At 52.1% G+C, this 18,427-nt stretch carries 16 protein-coding genes and 1 tRNA gene; 6 read left to right on the plus strand and 11 right to left on the minus strand.

The features are described from left to right. Window positions 1–184 precede the first annotated feature (184 nt). On the minus strand, window positions 185–1,642 hold the full coding sequence (locus tag COO92_RS07030) for a TrkH family potassium uptake protein (protein ID WP_240626353.1): 1,458 nt from the start codon (window positions 1,640–1,642) through the stop codon (window positions 185–187). Window positions 1,643–1,856: 214 nt separating this feature from the next. Between COO92_RS07030 and COO92_RS07035 the strand changes: the two genes are divergently transcribed. The 3 genes from COO92_RS07035 (at window position 1,857) to COO92_RS07045 (ending at window position 3,776) form a co-directional block, all read left to right on the plus strand. Then, window positions 1,857–2,582: a thermonuclease family protein gene (locus COO92_RS07035; protein ID WP_101301000.1), complete on the plus strand. Its 726-nt coding sequence runs from the start codon at window positions 1,857–1,859 to the stop codon at window positions 2,580–2,582. A gap of 147 nt (window positions 2,583–2,729) precedes the next feature. Next, window positions 2,730–3,188: an ArsI/CadI family heavy metal resistance metalloenzyme gene (locus COO92_RS07040; RefSeq protein ID WP_101301002.1), complete on the plus strand. Its 459-nt coding sequence runs from the start codon at window positions 2,730–2,732 to the stop codon at window positions 3,186–3,188. Window positions 3,189–3,194: 6 nt separating this feature from the next. After that, complete coding sequence (locus tag COO92_RS07045; RefSeq protein WP_101301003.1) at window positions 3,195–3,776, plus strand: sigma-70 family RNA polymerase sigma factor; 582 nt, start codon at window positions 3,195–3,197, stop codon at window positions 3,774–3,776. 24 nt (window positions 3,777–3,800) lie between these two features. On the opposite strand, the gene COO92_RS07050 is transcribed toward COO92_RS07045, so the two are convergent. The 7 genes from COO92_RS07050 to COO92_RS07080 form a co-directional block, all read right to left on the minus strand. Continuing rightward, window positions 3,801–3,874: transfer RNA gene (locus tag COO92_RS07050), tRNA-Gly, on the minus strand. A 92-nt stretch (window positions 3,875–3,966) separates the two neighbouring features. Next, window positions 3,967–5,124, minus strand: coding sequence for a PQQ-dependent sugar dehydrogenase (locus COO92_RS07055; protein ID WP_101301004.1), 1,158 nt, complete (start codon window positions 5,122–5,124; stop codon window positions 3,967–3,969). 63 nt (window positions 5,125–5,187) lie between these two features. Then, on the minus strand, window positions 5,188–5,664 hold the full coding sequence (gpt, locus tag COO92_RS07060) for a xanthine phosphoribosyltransferase (RefSeq protein WP_165792297.1): 477 nt from the start codon (window positions 5,662–5,664) through the stop codon (window positions 5,188–5,190). A 259-nt stretch (window positions 5,665–5,923) separates the two neighbouring features. Then, entirely contained in the window at window positions 5,924–7,741 is a 1,818-nt protein-coding gene (locus COO92_RS07065) for a CHASE2 domain-containing protein (protein ID WP_101301005.1), read from the minus strand. Continuing rightward, the gene (locus tag COO92_RS07070; RefSeq protein WP_101301007.1) at window positions 7,742–9,214 is read right to left on the minus strand and encodes a M48 family metalloprotease; all 1,473 of its coding nucleotides are present in this window, start codon (window positions 9,212–9,214) and stop codon (window positions 7,742–7,744) included. It lies immediately after the preceding gene. 2 nt (window positions 9,215–9,216) lie between these two features. Then, window positions 9,217–9,627, minus strand: a complete 411-nt coding sequence (locus COO92_RS07075; RefSeq protein ID WP_101301009.1) for a hypothetical protein — start codon at window positions 9,625–9,627, stop codon at window positions 9,217–9,219. Between the two features lie 171 nt (window positions 9,628–9,798). Beyond that, on the minus strand, window positions 9,799–11,391 hold the full coding sequence (locus COO92_RS07080; protein ID WP_101301011.1) for a tetratricopeptide repeat protein: 1,593 nt from the start codon (window positions 11,389–11,391) through the stop codon (window positions 9,799–9,801). 459 nt (window positions 11,392–11,850) lie between these two features. Between COO92_RS07080 and COO92_RS07085 the strand changes: the two genes are divergently transcribed. Beyond that, window positions 11,851–13,509, plus strand: coding sequence for a methyl-accepting chemotaxis protein (locus COO92_RS07085; RefSeq protein ID WP_101301013.1), 1,659 nt, complete (start codon window positions 11,851–11,853; stop codon window positions 13,507–13,509). A 120-nt stretch (window positions 13,510–13,629) separates the two neighbouring features. Here the strand turns inward: COO92_RS07085 and COO92_RS07090 are convergent, their stop codons facing one another. From COO92_RS07090 to ubiE, 3 genes are read right to left on the minus strand one after another with little or no spacing between them, the layout of a single operon-like run. After that, window positions 13,630–14,070 carry a GNAT family N-acetyltransferase gene (locus COO92_RS07090; RefSeq protein ID WP_101301016.1) on the minus strand — a complete coding sequence of 147 codons (441 nt, stop codon included), beginning with the start codon at window positions 14,068–14,070 and terminating at the stop codon, window positions 13,630–13,632. 23 nt (window positions 14,071–14,093) lie between these two features. Further along, window positions 14,094–15,656 carry a 2-polyprenylphenol 6-hydroxylase gene (ubiB, locus tag COO92_RS07095; RefSeq protein ID WP_101301019.1) on the minus strand — a complete coding sequence of 521 codons (1,563 nt, stop codon included), beginning with the start codon at window positions 15,654–15,656 and terminating at the stop codon, window positions 14,094–14,096. A 13-nt stretch (window positions 15,657–15,669) separates the two neighbouring features. Then, the gene (gene ubiE, locus COO92_RS07100; protein WP_101301703.1) at window positions 15,670–16,443 is read right to left on the minus strand and encodes a bifunctional demethylmenaquinone methyltransferase/2-methoxy-6-polyprenyl-1,4-benzoquinol methylase UbiE; all 774 of its coding nucleotides are present in this window, start codon (window positions 16,441–16,443) and stop codon (window positions 15,670–15,672) included. A 154-nt stretch (window positions 16,444–16,597) separates the two neighbouring features. On the opposite strand from ubiE, the gene COO92_RS07105 reads away from it, so the two are divergent. Both COO92_RS07105 and COO92_RS07110 read left to right on the plus strand, forming a co-directional pair. After that, entirely contained in the window at window positions 16,598–17,242 is a 645-nt protein-coding gene (locus tag COO92_RS07105; protein ID WP_101301021.1) for a phosphoribosylanthranilate isomerase, read from the plus strand. A 92-nt stretch (window positions 17,243–17,334) separates the two neighbouring features. After that, window positions 17,335–18,318: an ion transporter gene (locus COO92_RS07110; protein WP_101301023.1), complete on the plus strand. Its 984-nt coding sequence runs from the start codon at window positions 17,335–17,337 to the stop codon at window positions 18,316–18,318. Window positions 18,319–18,427 lie beyond the last annotated feature (109 nt).

The raw sequence follows: 18,427 nt of genomic DNA on the forward strand, positions 1-18,427 counted from the left end.
TGCTGTCATATTCGACCACCGCGATCCATCGCGGGCCGCGCATTATAGGGATTTATCAAGCGAAGGCAAATCTACCTTGCCGCATCGCACATATGCTGCGGTAATGTCTGGTATAGAACGTGATGCTGATCGGATTGTTCCACGACATATTTAAGATCAGACGGCGAAAACCGCCGGTTAGAACCTAGTCGCGCCAGAAGGACGGCATCAAAAGCACCAGCAGGGTTTCAAACTCCAACCGACCCAGGATCATCGCAACATCCAGAATCCATTTAGCCGAATCGGGCAGTGACTGGAAGTTACCTGCCGGTCCGATAATATTGCCAAGTCCCGGACCAACGTTGGCAAGGGCTGTTGCCGCCGCACTCATCGACGTAATCAGATCAAGCCCGGTCAATCCAAGGGCGACAGTTACCACCATATAGCTCAACGCCAAAAGACATACATACACCGTCACGGCATTGAAAATGTCCGAGGTGATCTCGTGGCGATCAATACGACTGACCACGACTGCTGACGGGCTGCGCAACCGCATGAAATGCGCCTGAAGCCCGGTGAAAATCACATACAGACGGAACATCTTGAAGCCGCCCGCTGTCGACCCCGAACATCCGCCAATAAAAGTTGCAAAGAAAAACAGCATCACCGCTGCCGGCCCCCACAACAGATAATCCCCCGATGCAAACCCCGTCGTTGTAATCACCGACACAAGGTTAAAGGCCGCCATGGTCAGTGACCGGAAAATGCTGTCATCTGAAATCTGGGCCAGTCGGAACGTCAAAAGCAGGGTAAAGACCGTGATGATCAGGCCGAACAGCTTGATCTGCTGATTGCCAATGATCGCGCCAATTTTGCGTTTACGGATCAAAACCGCATAGGCGGTAAAGGGCAGGGCCCCCGCACACATGAACACAACCCCGACCCAATGCAGGGCCAGATTGGAATCGAATTTTGCAAAAGACATATCCGACGTCGAATAGCCCCCCGTCGCAAGGGTCGTCATGCCGTGGTTGATGGCATCAAACCATGTCATGCCAAAGAACCGGTAAAGCAACATGCAGATGACGCTCAGCGAGACATAAATCAGCACAATCTGCATGCACATGTCGCGTATGCGTGGGCTGAGTTTTTCTGAACGGTCCGAACTTTCCATCTGGAAAAGCTGCATCCCGCCAACACGCATCATTGGCAAAAGTGCTAATGCGGTAACAATGATCCCGATCCCGCCAAGCCATTGCATGATCGAACGCCACACCAGCAAACCCGGTGGCATTTGATCCAGGCCAGACAGAACCGTCGATCCGGTTGTCGTCAGACCGGAAACCGTTTCAAACACCGCGTCACAAAAGCTGATATCAAGCGATGAATACCACAGCGGCAATGCCCCGGTCAGACTGACCGCAATCCATGACACGACGGTCAGGACATAGCCCTGGCGTGATGTCACGCGTGGCCCGATATCGGATCGACAGGCAAGGCACGCCATTCCGCCCAAGCCGATGGTGGTCATCGAGGCTTGGGCAAAAATTCTCCAGTCGGGATTTCCGTAATACAAATCCACGGCCGCCGGCACCAGCATCGAAACACCGATGATAATGACCATGACCCCGACGACGAAAAAGATAGGTTGCAGACGAAACAAAGCCGCTTCCCTGACAGCTGGACCAAAATCCGCTTGTAGCGCCAAACGTCCGTAAATGCATCCGGTTATTGGATAAGCCCTGACGGAATGACATCGCATCAGTCCATCAAGGTCATTATTTCGCCGTTGTTTTTAGATGTTCTGTTGATCTCGCTGATGTGCCATCCTTGCGATACTTGGGGTCTGACCCAATTGCCAACATACCGAGGTTTGCTTGAAACGCTTTTCCCACCTGATTGTCTTGATTGCCGTACCCGCTTTATTTGCACTTGCAGTTTACCTGCAGGATAAACCGGTTAACGCTGCCGGGGACAAAATCGCAAAGACTGGCGAAATGGCACTAGAGGCTGAAGGCCGGGACATACAGGTGATTGATGGCGATACGATCATGATCAACGGAAAGGTTGCCGACATCGCTGGAATGGATGCTCCTGAACTCGGCCAACAGTGCCGTCATAATGGCACCTTCCAGGACTGTGGCATGTCATCGGCCATGCAATTGCGCAAATATTTCACCATGGCGCCCTTCACCGTACAATGCTGGCCCGGTGACCCGGAACGTTCAGAAAAAGAAGGCGACTTCCCGCTTGTTGAATGTGGCATTGGTGAACGGGATGTGGCTGCAGCCATGATTACCGACGGCGAAGCCTTGCCGATACCGGGCTATTCACACCGCTATGACAGCCTATCGATCGAAGCCGACAATGCGAAAATCGGCCTCCATGGCGACGATATGATCGCCCCGAAAGACTGGCGGGACGGCAAACGCCTTGATGGTGAAAATGGCCACTGCCTTTATCGGACTGAGGGGGCAAACAATTATATCGGGCCCCTTGATCCCCATTTCGCCGATAGCACCGCCAAAGAAGACAGCATCAAGATTTGCAGCGATGAAGAAGCGCGCGACAAAAACCTCGTCTATCTGGCACCTGCACCATAAGCCGCACCTTGTCCTGACGGGCCAATACCAGTGCACAGTCTTCAAGTGTATTCTTTCAAATTTTTCCGGAAATTTGAATCCCTCTGCATCCTTTTGCTGGGGCTTGCGTCTTCCTAGATATTACATCGATGTCACAGGAGACACACAATGCGCCTGCAACTTGCCCTGAACGTTCAAAACCTTGATCGCGCAATTGCGTTTTATAGCGATATGTTCGCAACCTCGGTCCACAAACAACGTGACGGCTATGCTAATTTTGAAATTACTCATCCGCCGCTAAAACTTGTTTTGTTTGAAAACGCCAACGCACCAGAGAACCTCAACCACATTGGGGTTGAATGCGAAACTGTCGACGAATTTTCTCAAACCGCAACGCGTCTCACCAACAGTGATCTTGCAACAAGTGAGGTTACTCAAACCGGGTGTTGCCACGCCAAACAAGACAAGTTCTGGACGACGGGACCAGACGGACTGTCATGGGAATGGTATCGTATCCTTGATGATGATCCCAAAGACGGAACACAGAATACAAATTCGTCGATGGCCGGTTGTTGTGACCAACAACCAATGAAGGCATCAAACCCCAATCAAGTATGTTGTGCGTAAAGAGCAATGAAATTCGCATCCTCACACCATAGTTCCGCCGACTGGCAGGCCCTTCAAAAGGGCCTGCACCGGTTTGTCCAAACCCGTGTCCCTGTCAATGAGGTAGAGGATGTCGTTTCCGACATCCTAGAAGCGATCATCCGCACCCAGTCAACGCTTAGTACTGCAAGTAATCCGTCAGCTTGGGTCTACGCTGTCGCGCGCAGTAAAATCGTTGATTTTTATCGCCGACAAAGTCGCAAACGCTCCACAACCAACAATCTTCAAAGTGATCCAACATGGTATGGACACGCTGAAATGATCCCGGTCGATACACAGCCTGATGAAGCCGATCTAAGCGCATGCCTGTCAGATATTATTTCGGGCATGGACGATGACGACCAAAAAATTCTGACCGAGATTGACCTGAAACGAACCCGTCAAACAGAGTTTTCCGCACGTCATGCAATCAGATTGCCCACGGTTAAGTCACGCGTTCAACGTGCCCGCAAACGTTTGCGAAACCGTCTGATAGCATGCTGTCCCGATGGCACGTCAGATGGCTGTGGCAACACATGCCAAAGCAATACGACCTACGCGACAAACTAATACAGAAAGTGACGGTGGAAAGCTTGGAGCGGGTGAAGGGAATCGAACCCTCGTATGCAGCTTGGGAAGCTGCCGTTCTACCATTGAACTACACCCGCTTGAGCGGGGCGTTTTATAGCCGTCTTTGTCGGTCGATGCAAGAACATCGCATCCAGCCCAATCAATTAATTTACGGGGCTTGGCGCCGCGATCACCCTTCAGGCATCATTCGCCAGATCGCACCTGTATGATCGTCCGAGATCAGGATCGATCCGTCCACATAATGCTTCACATCCACCGGACGGCCGACAACTTCACCGTTGCTGCGTAAGAACCCACTTAAGAACGGATTCTCAACGCTTGGTTTGCCATTGCGAAACTCAACCCGAACGACCTTATACCCATCTGGAATGGTCCGGTTCCACGAACCATGCAGCGCCACAAGCGCATCTCCATCGTCAAACGCAAAGCCAAGTGGCGCATTATGGGCGTTAAAGGTAAATGCCGGGAAAGTAACCTCGTGCGGGACCGCCTCATCGTCAAATTGTGGGCTTCTTGTGTCACTGCCCGCATACCACGGATATCCAAAAAATTCCCCCGGCCCTGTAGCACGATTAAGCTCTTCTCGCGGGATGTCGTCCCCTAGCCGATCCCCACCATTATCGGTGAACCAAAGGTCACCTGTATCGGGATGGAACGTCAAACCAACCGAATTTCGAATGCCGCTTGCATAAACTTGCGGTGCACCACCATTCACCGGAATGGAAATAATTGTGCCTTCAAGGCCACTAACCTTGCAGATATTACACGGCGCGCCTACTGCGACAAACAAACGATCCCCATCAGGTGACAGTGCGGCATAACGCCAACCGTGATGGCTTTTATCCGGAAGATTGGTAAATAAAAGACGCGGACGGCTAAGTTTTGTGCCATCAAACCCACTGAGGTCATAAGACACAATCCGGTGCTGATCGGCTACAAACAGGGTACCTGGCCGATAGGCAATGCCGTTGGCCTGTTTGAAATCATCCGCAATCAGATTGACCTCTTCGCCAATCCCATCTTCATCTGCATCGCGCACGAAATACAGGTTGGAACCACGGGTGCCGACAAAAACACCTCCCAGTTCCGGTGCCACGGCCATTGTGCGCGCGTTACGTACTTCGGCAAACACCGACAATCGATATCCGGCCTCTCCGGACAAAAGTGACTGTATCCGGGCAACCCGTTCCGATACCTGCTGTGCGGATGATCCGGTGGCTGTAAGTCCCGAGATACCGAAGACCAGAACGCCAAAACACAAACGCCCGGCCCACCGGGCCGCAAGACGGGCATGACGATGGAAGACCGGGCGTAATTCTGTGCGCATCCTGTATTCTCCTTGTCTGGGCCAACCAGCTACAAGGTAATACGGATACCTTTCAAAAGCCGATTAGCGGGCGCGTTCGGAAATCGGGGCGTTAACCGACAATTCCATATCCCACGGGAAGTAAATCCACGTATCCTGGGATACTTCCGTCACAAAGCTGTCGACGACTTCACGGCCAAGCGGCTTGGCATAAACAGTTGCGAAATGCGCTTTGGGCAGTTTTTCGCGAACAGCCTTGGCGGTTTTGCCGGTATCGACAAGATCATCAATGATCAGCATATCGGTACCGTCACCTTCGATGCCCTTAAGCCATTCCAGATCACCGCGGCTCTTGTCAGAGTAACTGCGAATACAAACGGTATCAATCAAGCGAATATCAAGTTCGCGTGCGATAATCGCTGCGGGTACCAGACCACCACGGGTAATCGCGATGATACCTTTATACGGGCCCTGTTCCAAAAGACGCCACGCCAAGGCACGTGCGTCTCGATGCATCTGTTCCCAGGAAACCGGGAAACCTTTGTTATAAGCTTCGCTCACAAGAATTCTCCTGCGCCAGATCTGTTGGCCAAAACGGGTTTATTCAGATCGTAATCGATGACACACCATTAAGGTCTGCTATCTACAAAATTAAGGCGCTTACCTACGCTTTGTCTGCGATGTTGGCAAGGGGCGCGGCAACGCAATGCGATTTTCGCGTTACTCCACCAACATCATGCTTTCAGCGAACAATCAAACTATATCTTGCTTTTCAATACGTTGATCCGTCTTCTCCGTTTGGGGAACCTGGAGTCAGAAGCTAGGCTTCATCGGCAAACAATGAACGCACGAAAGGTATGTAACTCAACATCCCAAGGCCAATGACGGCCATCCAGTTTACCGGCGCAATCGCAAGAACCCAAAATTCGATAACAATTGCACCAAAAGTGACAATCACAACGCTTACAACCAAATCCAGCACGCAAATCCCAAACATGAACCAGTTTCGTGCCAGTTGTCTGCTTTCACGATCAAAGCCGGTTGAACTTGAATTTTTACCGGTCCACCAAACAAAAACAGCCCTCGGTATGCTGGGAAGAAACCGTACCATCCGCATCAGAGCCACGAACTTGCTTGCGCACATACCAACAACATACTCGCACAATCCGCATTCCTTCTCCGTAACCAACTTTGCGGGAGGAATAGCAGGAAAACTCTTTCGCGCAATCCACCCCAAACCAAAGCGCAACGTAAGGATGACAACCAAGGTGGCTATTTCAACTAGATCGGCGTTCAACCAGCTGCTGAACGTTGAACGGTCGGAAAGATAACCTTCCCCGTTACTCAAAAGGTTTTCCAGCGCCATGGCATGAATGAAGACACCGGGAATATCCACATCAATTGTCGGAGGCCTTACAATATCCTGAAATCCTTGCAGGTTCTGCCCATACATAACGATCCGGCCTTTGAAATTATCAACCCATCGCCCTGCACTTGGCGTTTCGCGGAAAACCTGCTCCGCAGAAATTGTCTGAAACGGTGCGCACTTTACTTCGGGCTGCTGGGTTACCCCAAACAACGCCAACAGATTGCGTATGCTGCGCATAACAGCACTCTGCTCAGTATCCTGCGAACACTCATAAGGTCGAACAACATTGCAGTGCTGGTCATATGCCTTGGTCCAGCTTGTATAATCGGCCTGCTTGTCCGGCCATGACAGCCACATCGGCCGTCCCCTCACGTCCTGTTTCCAGGTCAGCCATCCCGCCTTGTCATCCTTGGAGGGCATAAGAAGGCTCTCATCGCATGTCCAACCGCGTTCAAGTGACCCGGCGCGCTCGGCCTTTGAACAGAGGTGTTGATAAATTGTTGGTGCGGCTGCGGTGATTCCGGCGACATCGCACCCGCGCAAATTCCCGTTACCGGTGCTGCGCATCCGTGCATCATCGCAAAGGGGTAAATTGGCAACATCGGATGCCCCATAAGAATCATCGGCATTACGCAATTCTGGAAACATCGGATATGTCAAAGCGCGAACATCTGCCCGCCCGCGTGCATCCCCCCACCCCGCCACCAGCGTCACATAAGGTGCCAGTTCGGACAAAACTGCGTGATGTTGATAAAAATTAAGGGCTCCGGCCTGAAGATATACCGGAATTCCCATCATCTGATACATCTGCAACGTATTGACCAGCATCATCAAGCTGTCATCACGCACGTAACGTTCCGGCAACCACTCACCGGGCTCACCGCCAGTTGGGGGTGCCTCTGTACGCCGGTCACGAAATGTAAAATCGATGAAGACCGCTTTTGGCGCCGCTGTCAGCAACTTGCGCAAGACTTCTGCGTGCAAGCCGTAAACTGCAGGCCAGCTTGATTTCAGCCCCGCCAGCGATTCATCATCCAGCAAGACAACACCGATATCATCTGTACTCTTGCCGCGATAAATCGGCCCGCCGACTGTCTTGCCAAATACCGCGTAACTGTAATCGTCAACCGCATTGGCGATCGAGTCCGGTTCAACACACAGGACAGCAACGGCAATCAGGACGTTGATAACACCCCACCAGAATGGTCTCAGTCGTAAAACTATTACCGCCCTTTCTTCGGCGGCACCGGGATCCGATTCCTCTACCATTTACATGCTGGACATTTGCATTGTGGATTCTTGTCCCGCACACAAGGCACGCTGCTGTGGATAGCGTGCAACACATCCGATCAGAAGCTCGTTCTCACGCGTTTTATTGCCACTGGCTTTAACAATCGGATACAGGAAACGGTATGCCTCAAGTGGCCACTCATAGTAAGTAGCGACCTGTTCAACGCGCTGGTACGCCGATTTCACATCGCCAAGCGATTTCATGATCTCTGCCCGTTTCATTTCAACTGGCAATGCCAGCACGTCATCTTCGCCATCAATCAAGTCGATATTCTGAAGCGCTTTTTTCAGATTCCCTTGGCGTTCCCTTACTTTGGCGAAGGCCCAGCGTGTATAGGGGTGATTTTCCGTATCTCCGCCAACCGCTTTCCTGGCCTCAGCCTCCAGTGCACGGAAATCAATCTCACGATCATCTTGCTGCAAAGTTTGAATGATCTCGCTCGCAATACGGTAATTGTCCAGCGCCGTTTTGTTTTGTTCAATAAAGCTATCAAATGGTTCCTTGTGAATCATCCGGCTGGTACGTTCGGGCATATATTCGCGCATTCCATAGGCAAAAATCTCTTCGGCCCTTTCTGAGGCGTCATCGTGTTTGGCCGATAGTTGCTGCTGCACTGTGCTTACGGCTTCGCCAAACTCTGACAAAAACTGGTTCAGAAGCACATTGTCCTGCCCCTTAGGCTGGAACTGTGCTTGAAGAAAAAGCTCAAGCTGGTTGCGTGTGACCTGATAACGTGCGTCAAAGTTTTCTTCGGCTTCTTGCGCAACTTCGAAGTAACCCGAAGCACCTTTTGGCTGGTATCCAGCCCTTACCATCAGATCAAGCCCAAGATAATCCGCTTCACGTTCCTGGCTACGATCCCAGTTTGGCAGAAGCAAATCACGCAGGATCAAATCACTGCCATACATCTGACCCGCTTTGCGCAGGAGGTCACTCTGGCTACCTGAATTTCCCAGTGCAACATCCGCGGCCGTCAAAAGATAGGGGCGCAGCACCGAAAACAGGTTTTCCGGGGTATGCTGTAACAATACGTGGCTGTATTCATGCGCAATCAGAAAGGCGAGTTCATCTTCACTCCGCAAATAGTCGAATGCGGAGTGGTACAGGAACAAAACTCCCTCTCGTGCGGCACGTGCACCCGGCCCTGAATTGCCGATAAGCATGATTTCGGCTTTTGGCGAACCCACCGGTGCAACTGCGACAATCCTGTCAAGAACCTCTTGGGCATAGTCCTGCAAGTCGGTAATCGGTGCCGTGCCGATTGATTGGCGCATCACTTCGGATTTTGCAGCATGAATTTCATCTGCCGTGTAAATATGTGTTTTGGCAAACTCTACCTGATCAATAAACTTCCCGTTCTCTGGTACCGAAGTTGTAACAAACGGTATGTCCTTGACACACCCCGCCAACGTCAAGGCACCAACCAGCACGATCAAACCAAATTTTTTCACAATCAATTCCCCTTAGCCGCAATGCAGTCAGCGCCTGCACCACGTGTCCCCTTACCGCCAAGTGCGCCTATTTCTCCACCGCAAACAACCGGCCTGCGTGCAATTTCCTTACCCTCAACCACAATCATATCGTCAGGAATCCAGTACACGTCCTGCTCATCCAGAAAGCGGATTTGGTAGGCCCCGAAATTTTGATCATCATGGGAATAAAAAACGATCTGATCAGGGAAATCTTTCCCCATGACCATGCGCTCACACGTGCGACCTTCACCGCCGGAATCACACATTGCGACCGGGAAATCAGGATGCACAACCTTTACACCACGAATTTCCAAATCCTGCGCCGCAAGTTGTTCCCCCCAGAACACCGACAAGAACGCGACAAGAAGGCTTAGTTTGAATGCATTCCCCAACCCCGAAATTCCCTAATTAGCATTCCAAGATAGTTATACTACTTAAGGCATCATGCATTTTCGAAAACCATTATGTAACTACTCAATAGAGTAAACAACCTAACCTTTCAGGTAGTTACAGCATTCAAAGTAGTGGGGAATCGCCTGTGCCCGCACGGCAATCAGATAACATCAGTCTTGCTGATCAACCTTCGTGCTGCCAAGACGCGCCTGCAATAACGTGGAAAAATCAGCTGACAGCTTTTCAACTGGCGTAGACCAATCTGCGGGCTTTTGTTGGCGATAAATGCGCATGGACGGGTACCAAGGGCTATCAGCGCGATCAACCAGCCAACGCCAATCCGTTGTGTAAAGTTGCAGCATCCAGACCGGAATTCCCATTGCGCCTGCCAAGTGGGCCGGTGCACTGTCGATACTGATGATCAGGTCCATCGCCTGCATCAAGGCAGCACTGTCGCCGAAATCATGGATGTGATCGCCAAGGTCAGTGACAAAGGCCGTGACGCCGATTTTTTCAATATCCGCGCGGCGATCATCAACTTGAAAACTGTAAAACGCAGCTCCTTTGGCCGACAAAATCGGAAGCAGCGTATCAAGCGGGCAGGAACGGTCGCGCGGATTAAGCTTACCCGCCCAAATCAACCCAACCTTAAGCACCGTGCCCGCAGGGGGCGCCAAACGCACTTGCTTTCCTTTAGGCGGAGACAGATACGGATCAGCAGAAATCTTTTTCAGGTCGGCTTCGCCAATGCCCAAAACATGTGGGAGGCTAAGCAGCGGCACATGCAGATCAAATTCCGGTAATGCACGCCCCTTTTCAACCACGGTTCCAACCCCTGATACGGTGCGCATGATCGGCATCAGTTCCTTACGGCACTCGACAATGATATGCGCCGCACGTTTGGCAACCAACGGAATGAACCGGGCAAACTGGATCATGTCACCAAACCCCTGTTCGGCACGCAGTAACAACCGTTTACCGCGCAAATCGCCTTTGCCATCCCATTCTGGCGCAAGGTCGAGCGGACGGATAGGATTGTCGGCCAGTTGGCGGCGGGTTTCATACCCCGCCCATCCCTTGGCGTAATCCCCCAACGCCAGATGTGCGAGCGCACTGTCCCAATTGGCATCGACATACTCCGGGTCCATCGCCAATGCACGATTGAAGTAGCCAAGGGCGTCTGAAAACTTGTTCAAATCACGATATACAAGACCAGTATTAAACGTATGCGACTTGATTGTATCATCAAGCTCAATCGCCTTTTTATGGGCGGCGAGTGCTTCGTCAAAGCGCATCATTTCACGCAGGCAATTGCCCATATTCGACCATAGCCCGGCATTTTCCGGACGCAGATCCGCCGCCCGGCGATAAGCAATCAGGGCCGCTGCAAACCGTTTGCTCCGTCGCAGGGCAACACCAAGGTTATTCCAAACGTCTGGCTGGTCGGGGTTCTGACGCAAGGCTGCACTATAAAGACGGATGGCATCATCAATTTGACCAGCCTGATGGGCAGCAAGCCCACGTTGGAACAGATCATTCACAACACGACGCTTTTGTACCAATGCCGTTTCAGGGTCAGTTTTCTTGCCATCTTGCACCGCCTTTTGCACGGTCTGAACATCGGGGACAGGTGACAGCGTGGTCTGAACCACCGCTGTTTCTTCTGATGCTGTTTTTTTCGGCTGTGCCGGTTTCCGACTGGTCGGGCTTTTCGACGTTTTCTTAGTCGCCCGTTTCTTTGTGGTTGTACTGGTTTTAGCCATCTACGTTCCCCCGCCCCAGATCATGACCAACCTGGACCCATTGCTTTTGCACAAGCAAGCCTCGCTTAAGGTGCCGCCAATTCACATCAAACCGAGTCGACAGCCCCGTACATATGAGCACCCTAGTATATTTTACCAAAAAATACCGCCTGATTGAGTGGATTTATCCAATTGAATTCCCCCAAACCGAATTATCGCCAAAACCATCGATTATTGTTTCGATAATGTGATCCTTTAGAGTAGCTTTTTGATTAAGAACAACCGTTGCACGAGAACGTGTGACGCCTTCCTGCCCCACGGCAGGCAACAAAAAAAGTCGATTGGTTCAGTGGGTGCAAGCCTGAACAACAATTGGCCACAAAACCGATCAGCAAGAACAGTCGTCACCGGAAACGACACAGCTGACCGGGTATTTGGGGAAACTGGGTGTAAATGGCTTCAAAGGACGGGAGACCTTAAATGGCCGAACTAAAAAGATCCGGCACATCTGTCGGACGTAAAGTTATTCTCGTTATTGTTGCATTGCTGGTCGTCGGATTTGGCGCAATGATGACCATTCAGACCGTGTCACAGCGCAATGCCATGATTGAAATCATGTACAATGAATCGGTCGAAAAAACCGAAATGCTGTCGACCGCCGTTCAGCCCGGATTTATCGCGATGGATGGGGCATCCGTCGAAAAAGAATTTCGCAAGATCACCGATAAGGAAGGTTCACAGCTGGCAACACTGTCTGCGATCAATCCCAATGGCGATGCCATCGGTAGCTACCAGTCCGAAACCCTTCCCAAACATGACCTGACTGCTTTGATCGAACCTTATCTTGAGCAAATCGAGAACAAGGAAGTCATCAGCTTTATTTCTGACGACGCTGTTATCGTCGCATCCCCGATCACAAAATATTCCAAACGCCGCGATGCCGACATGTATCGTGGCATGCTGGTCACGGCCTGGAACCTTGATCGCGTCAATGCCGAGGTGAAACAGGCCGTCATTGTCCAACTGGCCCTTGCCACCGCCATCCTGATTGTCCTTCTGGGCGTCACATGGTTCGTTTTGCGCCAACAGATTTTGATCCCGATGGTGAAGATCAATGGCGCGATGGCGGCCCTTGCCGACGGCAACCTTGATATCAATGTTCCGGGCAGTCGCCGAAACGATGAAATCGGTGAGATGGCCTCATCTGTCGAAATCTTTAAGGAAAATGCCAAACGCGTAGCCCAACTTGATCATGAGCGCGAAGAAGAACGTGCCAAATCAGAAGCCAACCGTCGGGACGCCATGGCGGGCCTTGCCGGACGGTTCGAACAAACCGTCATGGGGGTTGTTGACGGTGTTTCGGGTGCTTCGGGTGAGATGCAACAAGTTGCCCAAACCATGGTTGCGGCCGTTCAGCAAAACGAAGCCGGATCTCAGGCCGTTGTTGCCGCGGTTGAACAAGCCAATCACAGCGTTGAAACTGTGGCCAGTGCGGCCGAACAACTTGCGATGTCCATTCGCGACATCAGCGCAAGGGTCAATGAAACATCCAACATCACGGCAAACGCCAGCACCGAAGCCAACCGCGTGAACCAAATGGTGCAGGGACTTGATGTTTCGGCACAGAAAGTCGGTGAAGTTGTCCAAATCATTCAGGCCATCGCCGAACAAACCAACCTTCTGGCCCTGAATGCAACGATTGAAGCCGCACGTGCCGGTGATGCAGGAAAGGGCTTTGCCGTGGTCGCGAACGAGGTCAAAAACCTTGCCAACCAGACTGCGCGCGCGACCGAGGATATCTCGGCACAGATTTCCGGCATTCAGGGATCAACACAGGACGCCGTCGGTGCCATTGATGGCATCACCAGCATCATTTCCAACTTAAACGAAATCGCCACCGAAGTTGCGGCGGCTGTGCAAGAACAAGGTCAGGCAACCACCGAGATTTCAAACTCGGTTCAGCAGGCTGTTCAAAGCACGCAGGAAGTCACCAACCATATCCACGAGATGCAAGCTGCCGCCCGTCAAACCGGGGAGGCAGCACATCAGGTGCTTGGCGCGTCTGATAAGCTCAACACCCAATCGGGTACGCTGCGCGACGAAGTTGGCAACTTCCTTGCCGAGGTTCGCGAAAGCTAACCAAATATCTGCATTAAAAAGAAACCGCCGCCCGGCTTGTCCGTGGCGGCGGTTTCTTTTGTGTTCTGCGTATTCTTGGGGCTGATGACATTCCAGCCGAGCCATTCGTGAACCCCGCTGCTATCGCAATGGTTTTCGGCTTTTAGCCTCTTCATCAACCCGCATCATCATAAGGTCATCAAGGTCTTCATACCCATGCGCTCGATACAACGGCTGCATATCATGGGTCGCCAGAAGCCAACGTTTGACCCGCGCCAAATCAGGGTGCGCATGCAAGGCATCGATCATCTTTGCCGCAATGCCCCGCCGACGGTAATCGGGATCAACAAAAACGTCCGCGACATAGGCAAGCGCGATCAAATCACTGACCACACGGGCAAAACCGACCTGTTTACCGTCGCAATAAGCTCCAACCGGCACCGACATTTCAACGGATTTATCAAACTCGCCGCGTGTGCGTCCACCTCCCCAATAGGAATTGGCGATCACGTCATAGCAATAAGCATGGTCAATACGCGCACGGTCCGTGCTGATTTCCACCATGCAGTCTTGCTCAGCCATCAGATACGTCCCTGCTTTAGGTGTTATTTCAGGAAAACTGCCGCACCCAATGCGGCAATCGCCACCCAAAGGATTAAGGTATGGCGCGAAAACCCGGTACTTTTGCCCTGACCATTTGACGCTTTTCCACGCATGGCGGCAATCGTATCAGGATGCAGGCGAAGTCCCTGATCGGTAAAGACCGAAGCCGCCTGTTCTGCGGCTTCCAGCACGCGCGGCAATCGACGCAGCATCGAACCGGCCTGCAGGGTCGCTTCCTTGATTTTGGCTTCCGGGCCAAGATTTTCGCGCATCCATTCCTCGATCAATGGCCGGGACAATTCCCACATATTCTCATTCGGGCTAAGAATACGCGAAAGCCCCTCGGCAACGATCATGGTTTTCTGCAGCATCAACAACTGTGGCTGGGTTTCCATGCCAAACTGTTCGGTAACCTGAAACAGTTGCCCCAACAAACGCCCAACCGAAATATCGGCCAGTTCCTTGCCCAAAATCGGTTCACCAATCGAACGACAGGCTTGCTGAAAATTTTCAAGCGACTGGTTGCGCGGAACGTAACCGGCTTCAAAATGGACTTCCGCCACACGATGATAATCGCGGGTCAAAAAGCCCAACAGCATCTCGGCCAGATACAGGCGTGTCTGTTTATCAACCCGGCCCATAATGCCGAAATCAACGACGCTGACCTGTCCGGTTTCATCAACAAACAAATTGCCCGGATGCATGTCGGCATGGAAAAAACCGTCACGGAATACTTGCTGGAAAAAGGCACCCGCAGCCTTTGCCAACAGGGCCGAACGATCAACGCCCATACGGTCAAGGGCTTCGACATTATCGATCCGAACCCCTTTGACCCGTTCCATGGTCATGACATGTTCGGCGGTCCGTTCCCAATCAATCTGGGGAATGTAATAAGTCGGGTCACTGTCGAAATTATCACGAAATTCCGAGGCGGCCGCGGCTTCAAAACGCAGATCCATTTCAAGATGGACGCTGTCTTCCAGCGCCTTGACTGTTTCAATCGGTTTCAGACGACGCAAACGCGGCTGGGTAAGCTCGACAATCTCTGCAACCCAGTAAAACAGATCAAGATCACGGGCAAAGCGCACCTTGATATCCGGGCGCAGAACCTTAACCGCCACTTCGCGCCCATCGGGCGTGGTGGCAAAATGCACCTGCGCAATTGATGCCGCTGCAACCGGCTCATCATCAAACTGATCGAACAAAACATCGAACGGTTCGGCCAATTGTTCAGTGATGATGCGCTTGGCAATTTTTACTGAAAATGGCGGCAAACGATCCTGCAAGGAAGATAGATCCGCAGCCACATCATCCCCGATCAGATCGGATCTGGTGGCAAGCGTTTGACCAAGCTTGATAAAGGCCGGACCAAGTTCTTCAAGTGCACGCGCAAGACGGCGTCCCGGCGGCAAATCGGATCGGCGTGAAAAGGGTGCTGTCAGGCGGGCAAAAAAGGCAAGTAGCTTGCCACCCGGGACAAGGGCCAACGGAAACAGCGCATCATGGCGCGCCAAGGTCCGTGCCATGCCAAGCAGGCGAAAACTGTTCCGAACAAACCGGATCATTCGTTACTGTTCCTCAAACCCGCCAGCCGGAATGGATTGCAGCAATCCCGCCCGACAAATTGCGATATTTCACCCGCTCAAACCCGGCATCACGGATCATCGACGCAAAAGTTTCCTGATCGGGGAATTGGCGAATACTTTCGGCAAGGTACTGATATGCCTCGCGGTTGCCCGCAATCATCCGACCAATCTCTGGCAGAAGCTTGAACGAGTAGGTATCATAAAGCTTATCAAACCCCGGCACGACAACCTTGGAAAACTCAAGACACTGAAACTTTCCACCCGGACGCAATACCCGGTAGGCTTCTGAAAGAGCCTCGGTAATGCGGGTCACGTTGCGAATGCCAAAGGCAATTGTATAGGCATCAACCGACTGATCGGGGAGCGGCAATTTCTGCGCGTCACCAACGGTCCAGTTGATGTTTTGCAAGATGCCGTGATCCGCCGCACGATCACGCCCGACATGCAACATTTCATAGTTGATGTCACAGACCGTAACCGCCCCGCCGCCGTTTTTAAGGAACCGAAACGCGATATCACCCGTCCCACCGGCAACGTCGAGCAATTTCATACCCGGACGCGGCTTTAGCTCGTTAATGAATGAATCTTTCCACAAACGGTGAACGCCGCCGCTCATCAGATCGTTCATAAGGTCATATTTGGACGCGACAGTGTCGAAAACCTCGCGCACCATGGATGCCTTCTGGTTTTCAGGAACGTCCCGAAAACCAAAGTGGGTTGTGTTTTCGCCGTTTTCGCCCGCGGCAGGGTCTGTATTCTTGCTCATGGGCGGAAAATAGCGCAGCGAAGGCATTCCTGCCAGTGCAAAGCCACGTAAAATTGTAAATATCCTGTTGGACTGCGGTGCTTTCTGCTAATGGAAAGCATGGGTGCCACGATGCCCCCTTATGATTTGCGTGACGACAAAACAGGATGCCCCAATGAGCTGCATGGTGAAAATCTGTGGGATCAACAGCGAAGACGCCCTGATTGCGGCCATGAGTGCCGGGGCAGATGCCTTGGGGTATGTCTTTTTCCCACCAAGCCCGCGCCATATATCACTCAAAGGGGCCACCACCCTGACGAAACAGGTCCCCAACAGCATCCTCAAGGTAGGTCTGTTTGTTGAAGCCGGTGACGAAGCCCTGCAAACCGCAATTGAAGCCGGCAACCTTGACGTCATTCAACTGCATGGCAAAGAAAGCCCGGAACGCGTGACCGAAGTCAAACAGCGCTTTGGCCTTAAAGTCATGAAAGCAATCTCGGTCAGCACCGCAGACGACATCGACAAAGCCCAGTCTGACTATGACGGCATTGCTGATTTCCTGTTGTTTGATGCCAAACCACCCAAGGACAGCGTCCTTCCGGGTGGAAATGCAGTGTCCTTTGACTGGACGTTGTTAACCGGACGCCATTTCAAAAGCGACTGGATGCTGGCCGGTGGCCTTAACCCCGATAATGTTGCCGAGGCCATCAAAATTTCCGGCGCACCGTGGGCGGATGTTTCATCGGGTGTCGAAAAGATAAAGGGTGTGAAGGATGCGCGTAAGATTGCCGACTTCATCCATGCGGCCAAGGGCTACTAACCCCTTGGGGTCTATGCTTAACCTTTTCTGAAACGATTGGCGCGAAGATCACCGGGCACGATCATCAAGAGTTGCCAGTTGGATACGCGCCGATGAAAAGGACATTCAGATCAAAGGTACAGACATTGCTTCATGGTGTAGACCGGAAGTCGCGTCTATCCTTGATTGTCCATCTGGTCTTGGCCAGTGCGATCATCATCAACGTTGTGTCGGTGATTTTTGACTCGGTCGACGAGTTTGCTGATCGCTATTTTATCGCGTTTGCCGTCATTGAGGGTGTCTGCACCCTGATCTTTACCGTCGAATACGCCTTGCGCGTTTGGTCCGCCCCCGACGACCCCCGCTTTTCAGGCGCTTGGGCGCGTTTACGATACATGCTGACGCCGATGGCGCTGATCGACCTGATTGCCATTCTGCCAATTATCCTGTGGATATTTACATCCATTGATCTGCGCTTCGTCCGTATCGTGCGCTTGTTACGGCTGTTGAAATTCACCCGTTATTCCACCGGGCTGGAATTGATGTTGCTGGTATTTCGTCAGCAGGCAGGCATCTTTGGCGCCGCCAGTGCCGCCCTTGCCTGTATGCTGGTCTTCAGTGCCGGGGCGATTTACATTGCAGAACATCAGGCCCAGCCCGATGCGTTCGGCAACCTGATTGATGCGCTTTACTGGAGCGTGATTACCCTTGCCACTGTCGGGTATGGCGACGTCGTTCCGATCACGCCGTTTGGTAAATTCCTTGCCAGTATCATTTCGCTGACCGGGATTGGTATTGTTGCTGTTCCGGCCGGTATATTGGCATCGGCCTTTAACAGTGAACTACGCCGGCGTGAAACCGCATATCGCCATCAGGCAACCCGTCAATTGCTGGGAAAACGCCTGACCGACCGTGTGCGCAACAAGCTAAAATCCCATCAAGAAGACCTTGGCATCAGCGATGAGCAGGCCCAATCAATTGTCGAAGACATTCGCGATGTCCATCGCACCGAAAGCGACGAAATTCTGACCTGTCCACATTGTCATCACCCCCTGCAACTTGAACTAAAAGACGCGGAATCAAACCCTCCAGCGTAAAAGTCTTGACGCCCGAATTTTTTGCCCCCATGTTTTGGGTCATGAAAACACACGGCATGAACCCGATCCTTATTGCAAATCGTTGGTGGTGGCTCGCATAAGCGGGTGG

This window comes from Thalassospira lohafexi (assembly GCF_002844275.1).
GTDB lineage: Bacteria > Pseudomonadota > Alphaproteobacteria > Rhodospirillales > Thalassospiraceae > Thalassospira > Thalassospira lohafexi.

What these genes read in the sequence shown, in the direction of transcription:
- COO92_RS07040 (WP_101301002.1), top strand. Translation starts at nt 2,730, where the DNA reads ATGCGCCTGCAACTTGCCCTGAACGTTCAAAACCTTGATCGCGCAATT.
- COO92_RS07045 (WP_101301003.1), top strand. Translation starts at nt 3,195, where the DNA reads ATGAAATTCGCATCCTCACACCATAGTTCCGCCGACTGGCAGGCCCTT.
- COO92_RS07055 (WP_101301004.1), bottom strand. Translation starts at nt 5,124, where the DNA reads ATGCGCACAGAATTACGCCCGGTCTTCCATCGTCATGCCCGTCTTGCG.
- COO92_RS07065 (WP_101301005.1), bottom strand. Translation starts at nt 7,741, where the DNA reads ATGGTAGAGGAATCGGATCCCGGTGCCGCCGAAGAAAGGGCGGTAATA.
- COO92_RS07080 (WP_101301011.1), bottom strand. Translation starts at nt 11,391, where the DNA reads ATGGCTAAAACCAGTACAACCACAAAGAAACGGGCGACTAAGAAAACG.
- COO92_RS07085 (WP_101301013.1), top strand. Translation starts at nt 11,851, where the DNA reads ATGGCCGAACTAAAAAGATCCGGCACATCTGTCGGACGTAAAGTTATT.
- COO92_RS07090 (WP_101301016.1), bottom strand. Translation starts at nt 14,070, where the DNA reads ATGGCTGAGCAAGACTGCATGGTGGAAATCAGCACGGACCGTGCGCGT.
- ubiB (WP_101301019.1), bottom strand. Translation starts at nt 15,656, where the DNA reads ATGATCCGGTTTGTTCGGAACAGTTTTCGCCTGCTTGGCATGGCACGG.
- ubiE (WP_101301703.1), bottom strand. Translation starts at nt 16,443, where the DNA reads ATGAGCAAGAATACAGACCCTGCCGCGGGCGAAAACGGCGAAAACACA.
- COO92_RS07105 (WP_101301021.1), top strand. Translation starts at nt 16,598, where the DNA reads ATGAGCTGCATGGTGAAAATCTGTGGGATCAACAGCGAAGACGCCCTG.
- COO92_RS07110 (WP_101301023.1), top strand. Translation starts at nt 17,335, where the DNA reads ATGAAAAGGACATTCAGATCAAAGGTACAGACATTGCTTCATGGTGTA.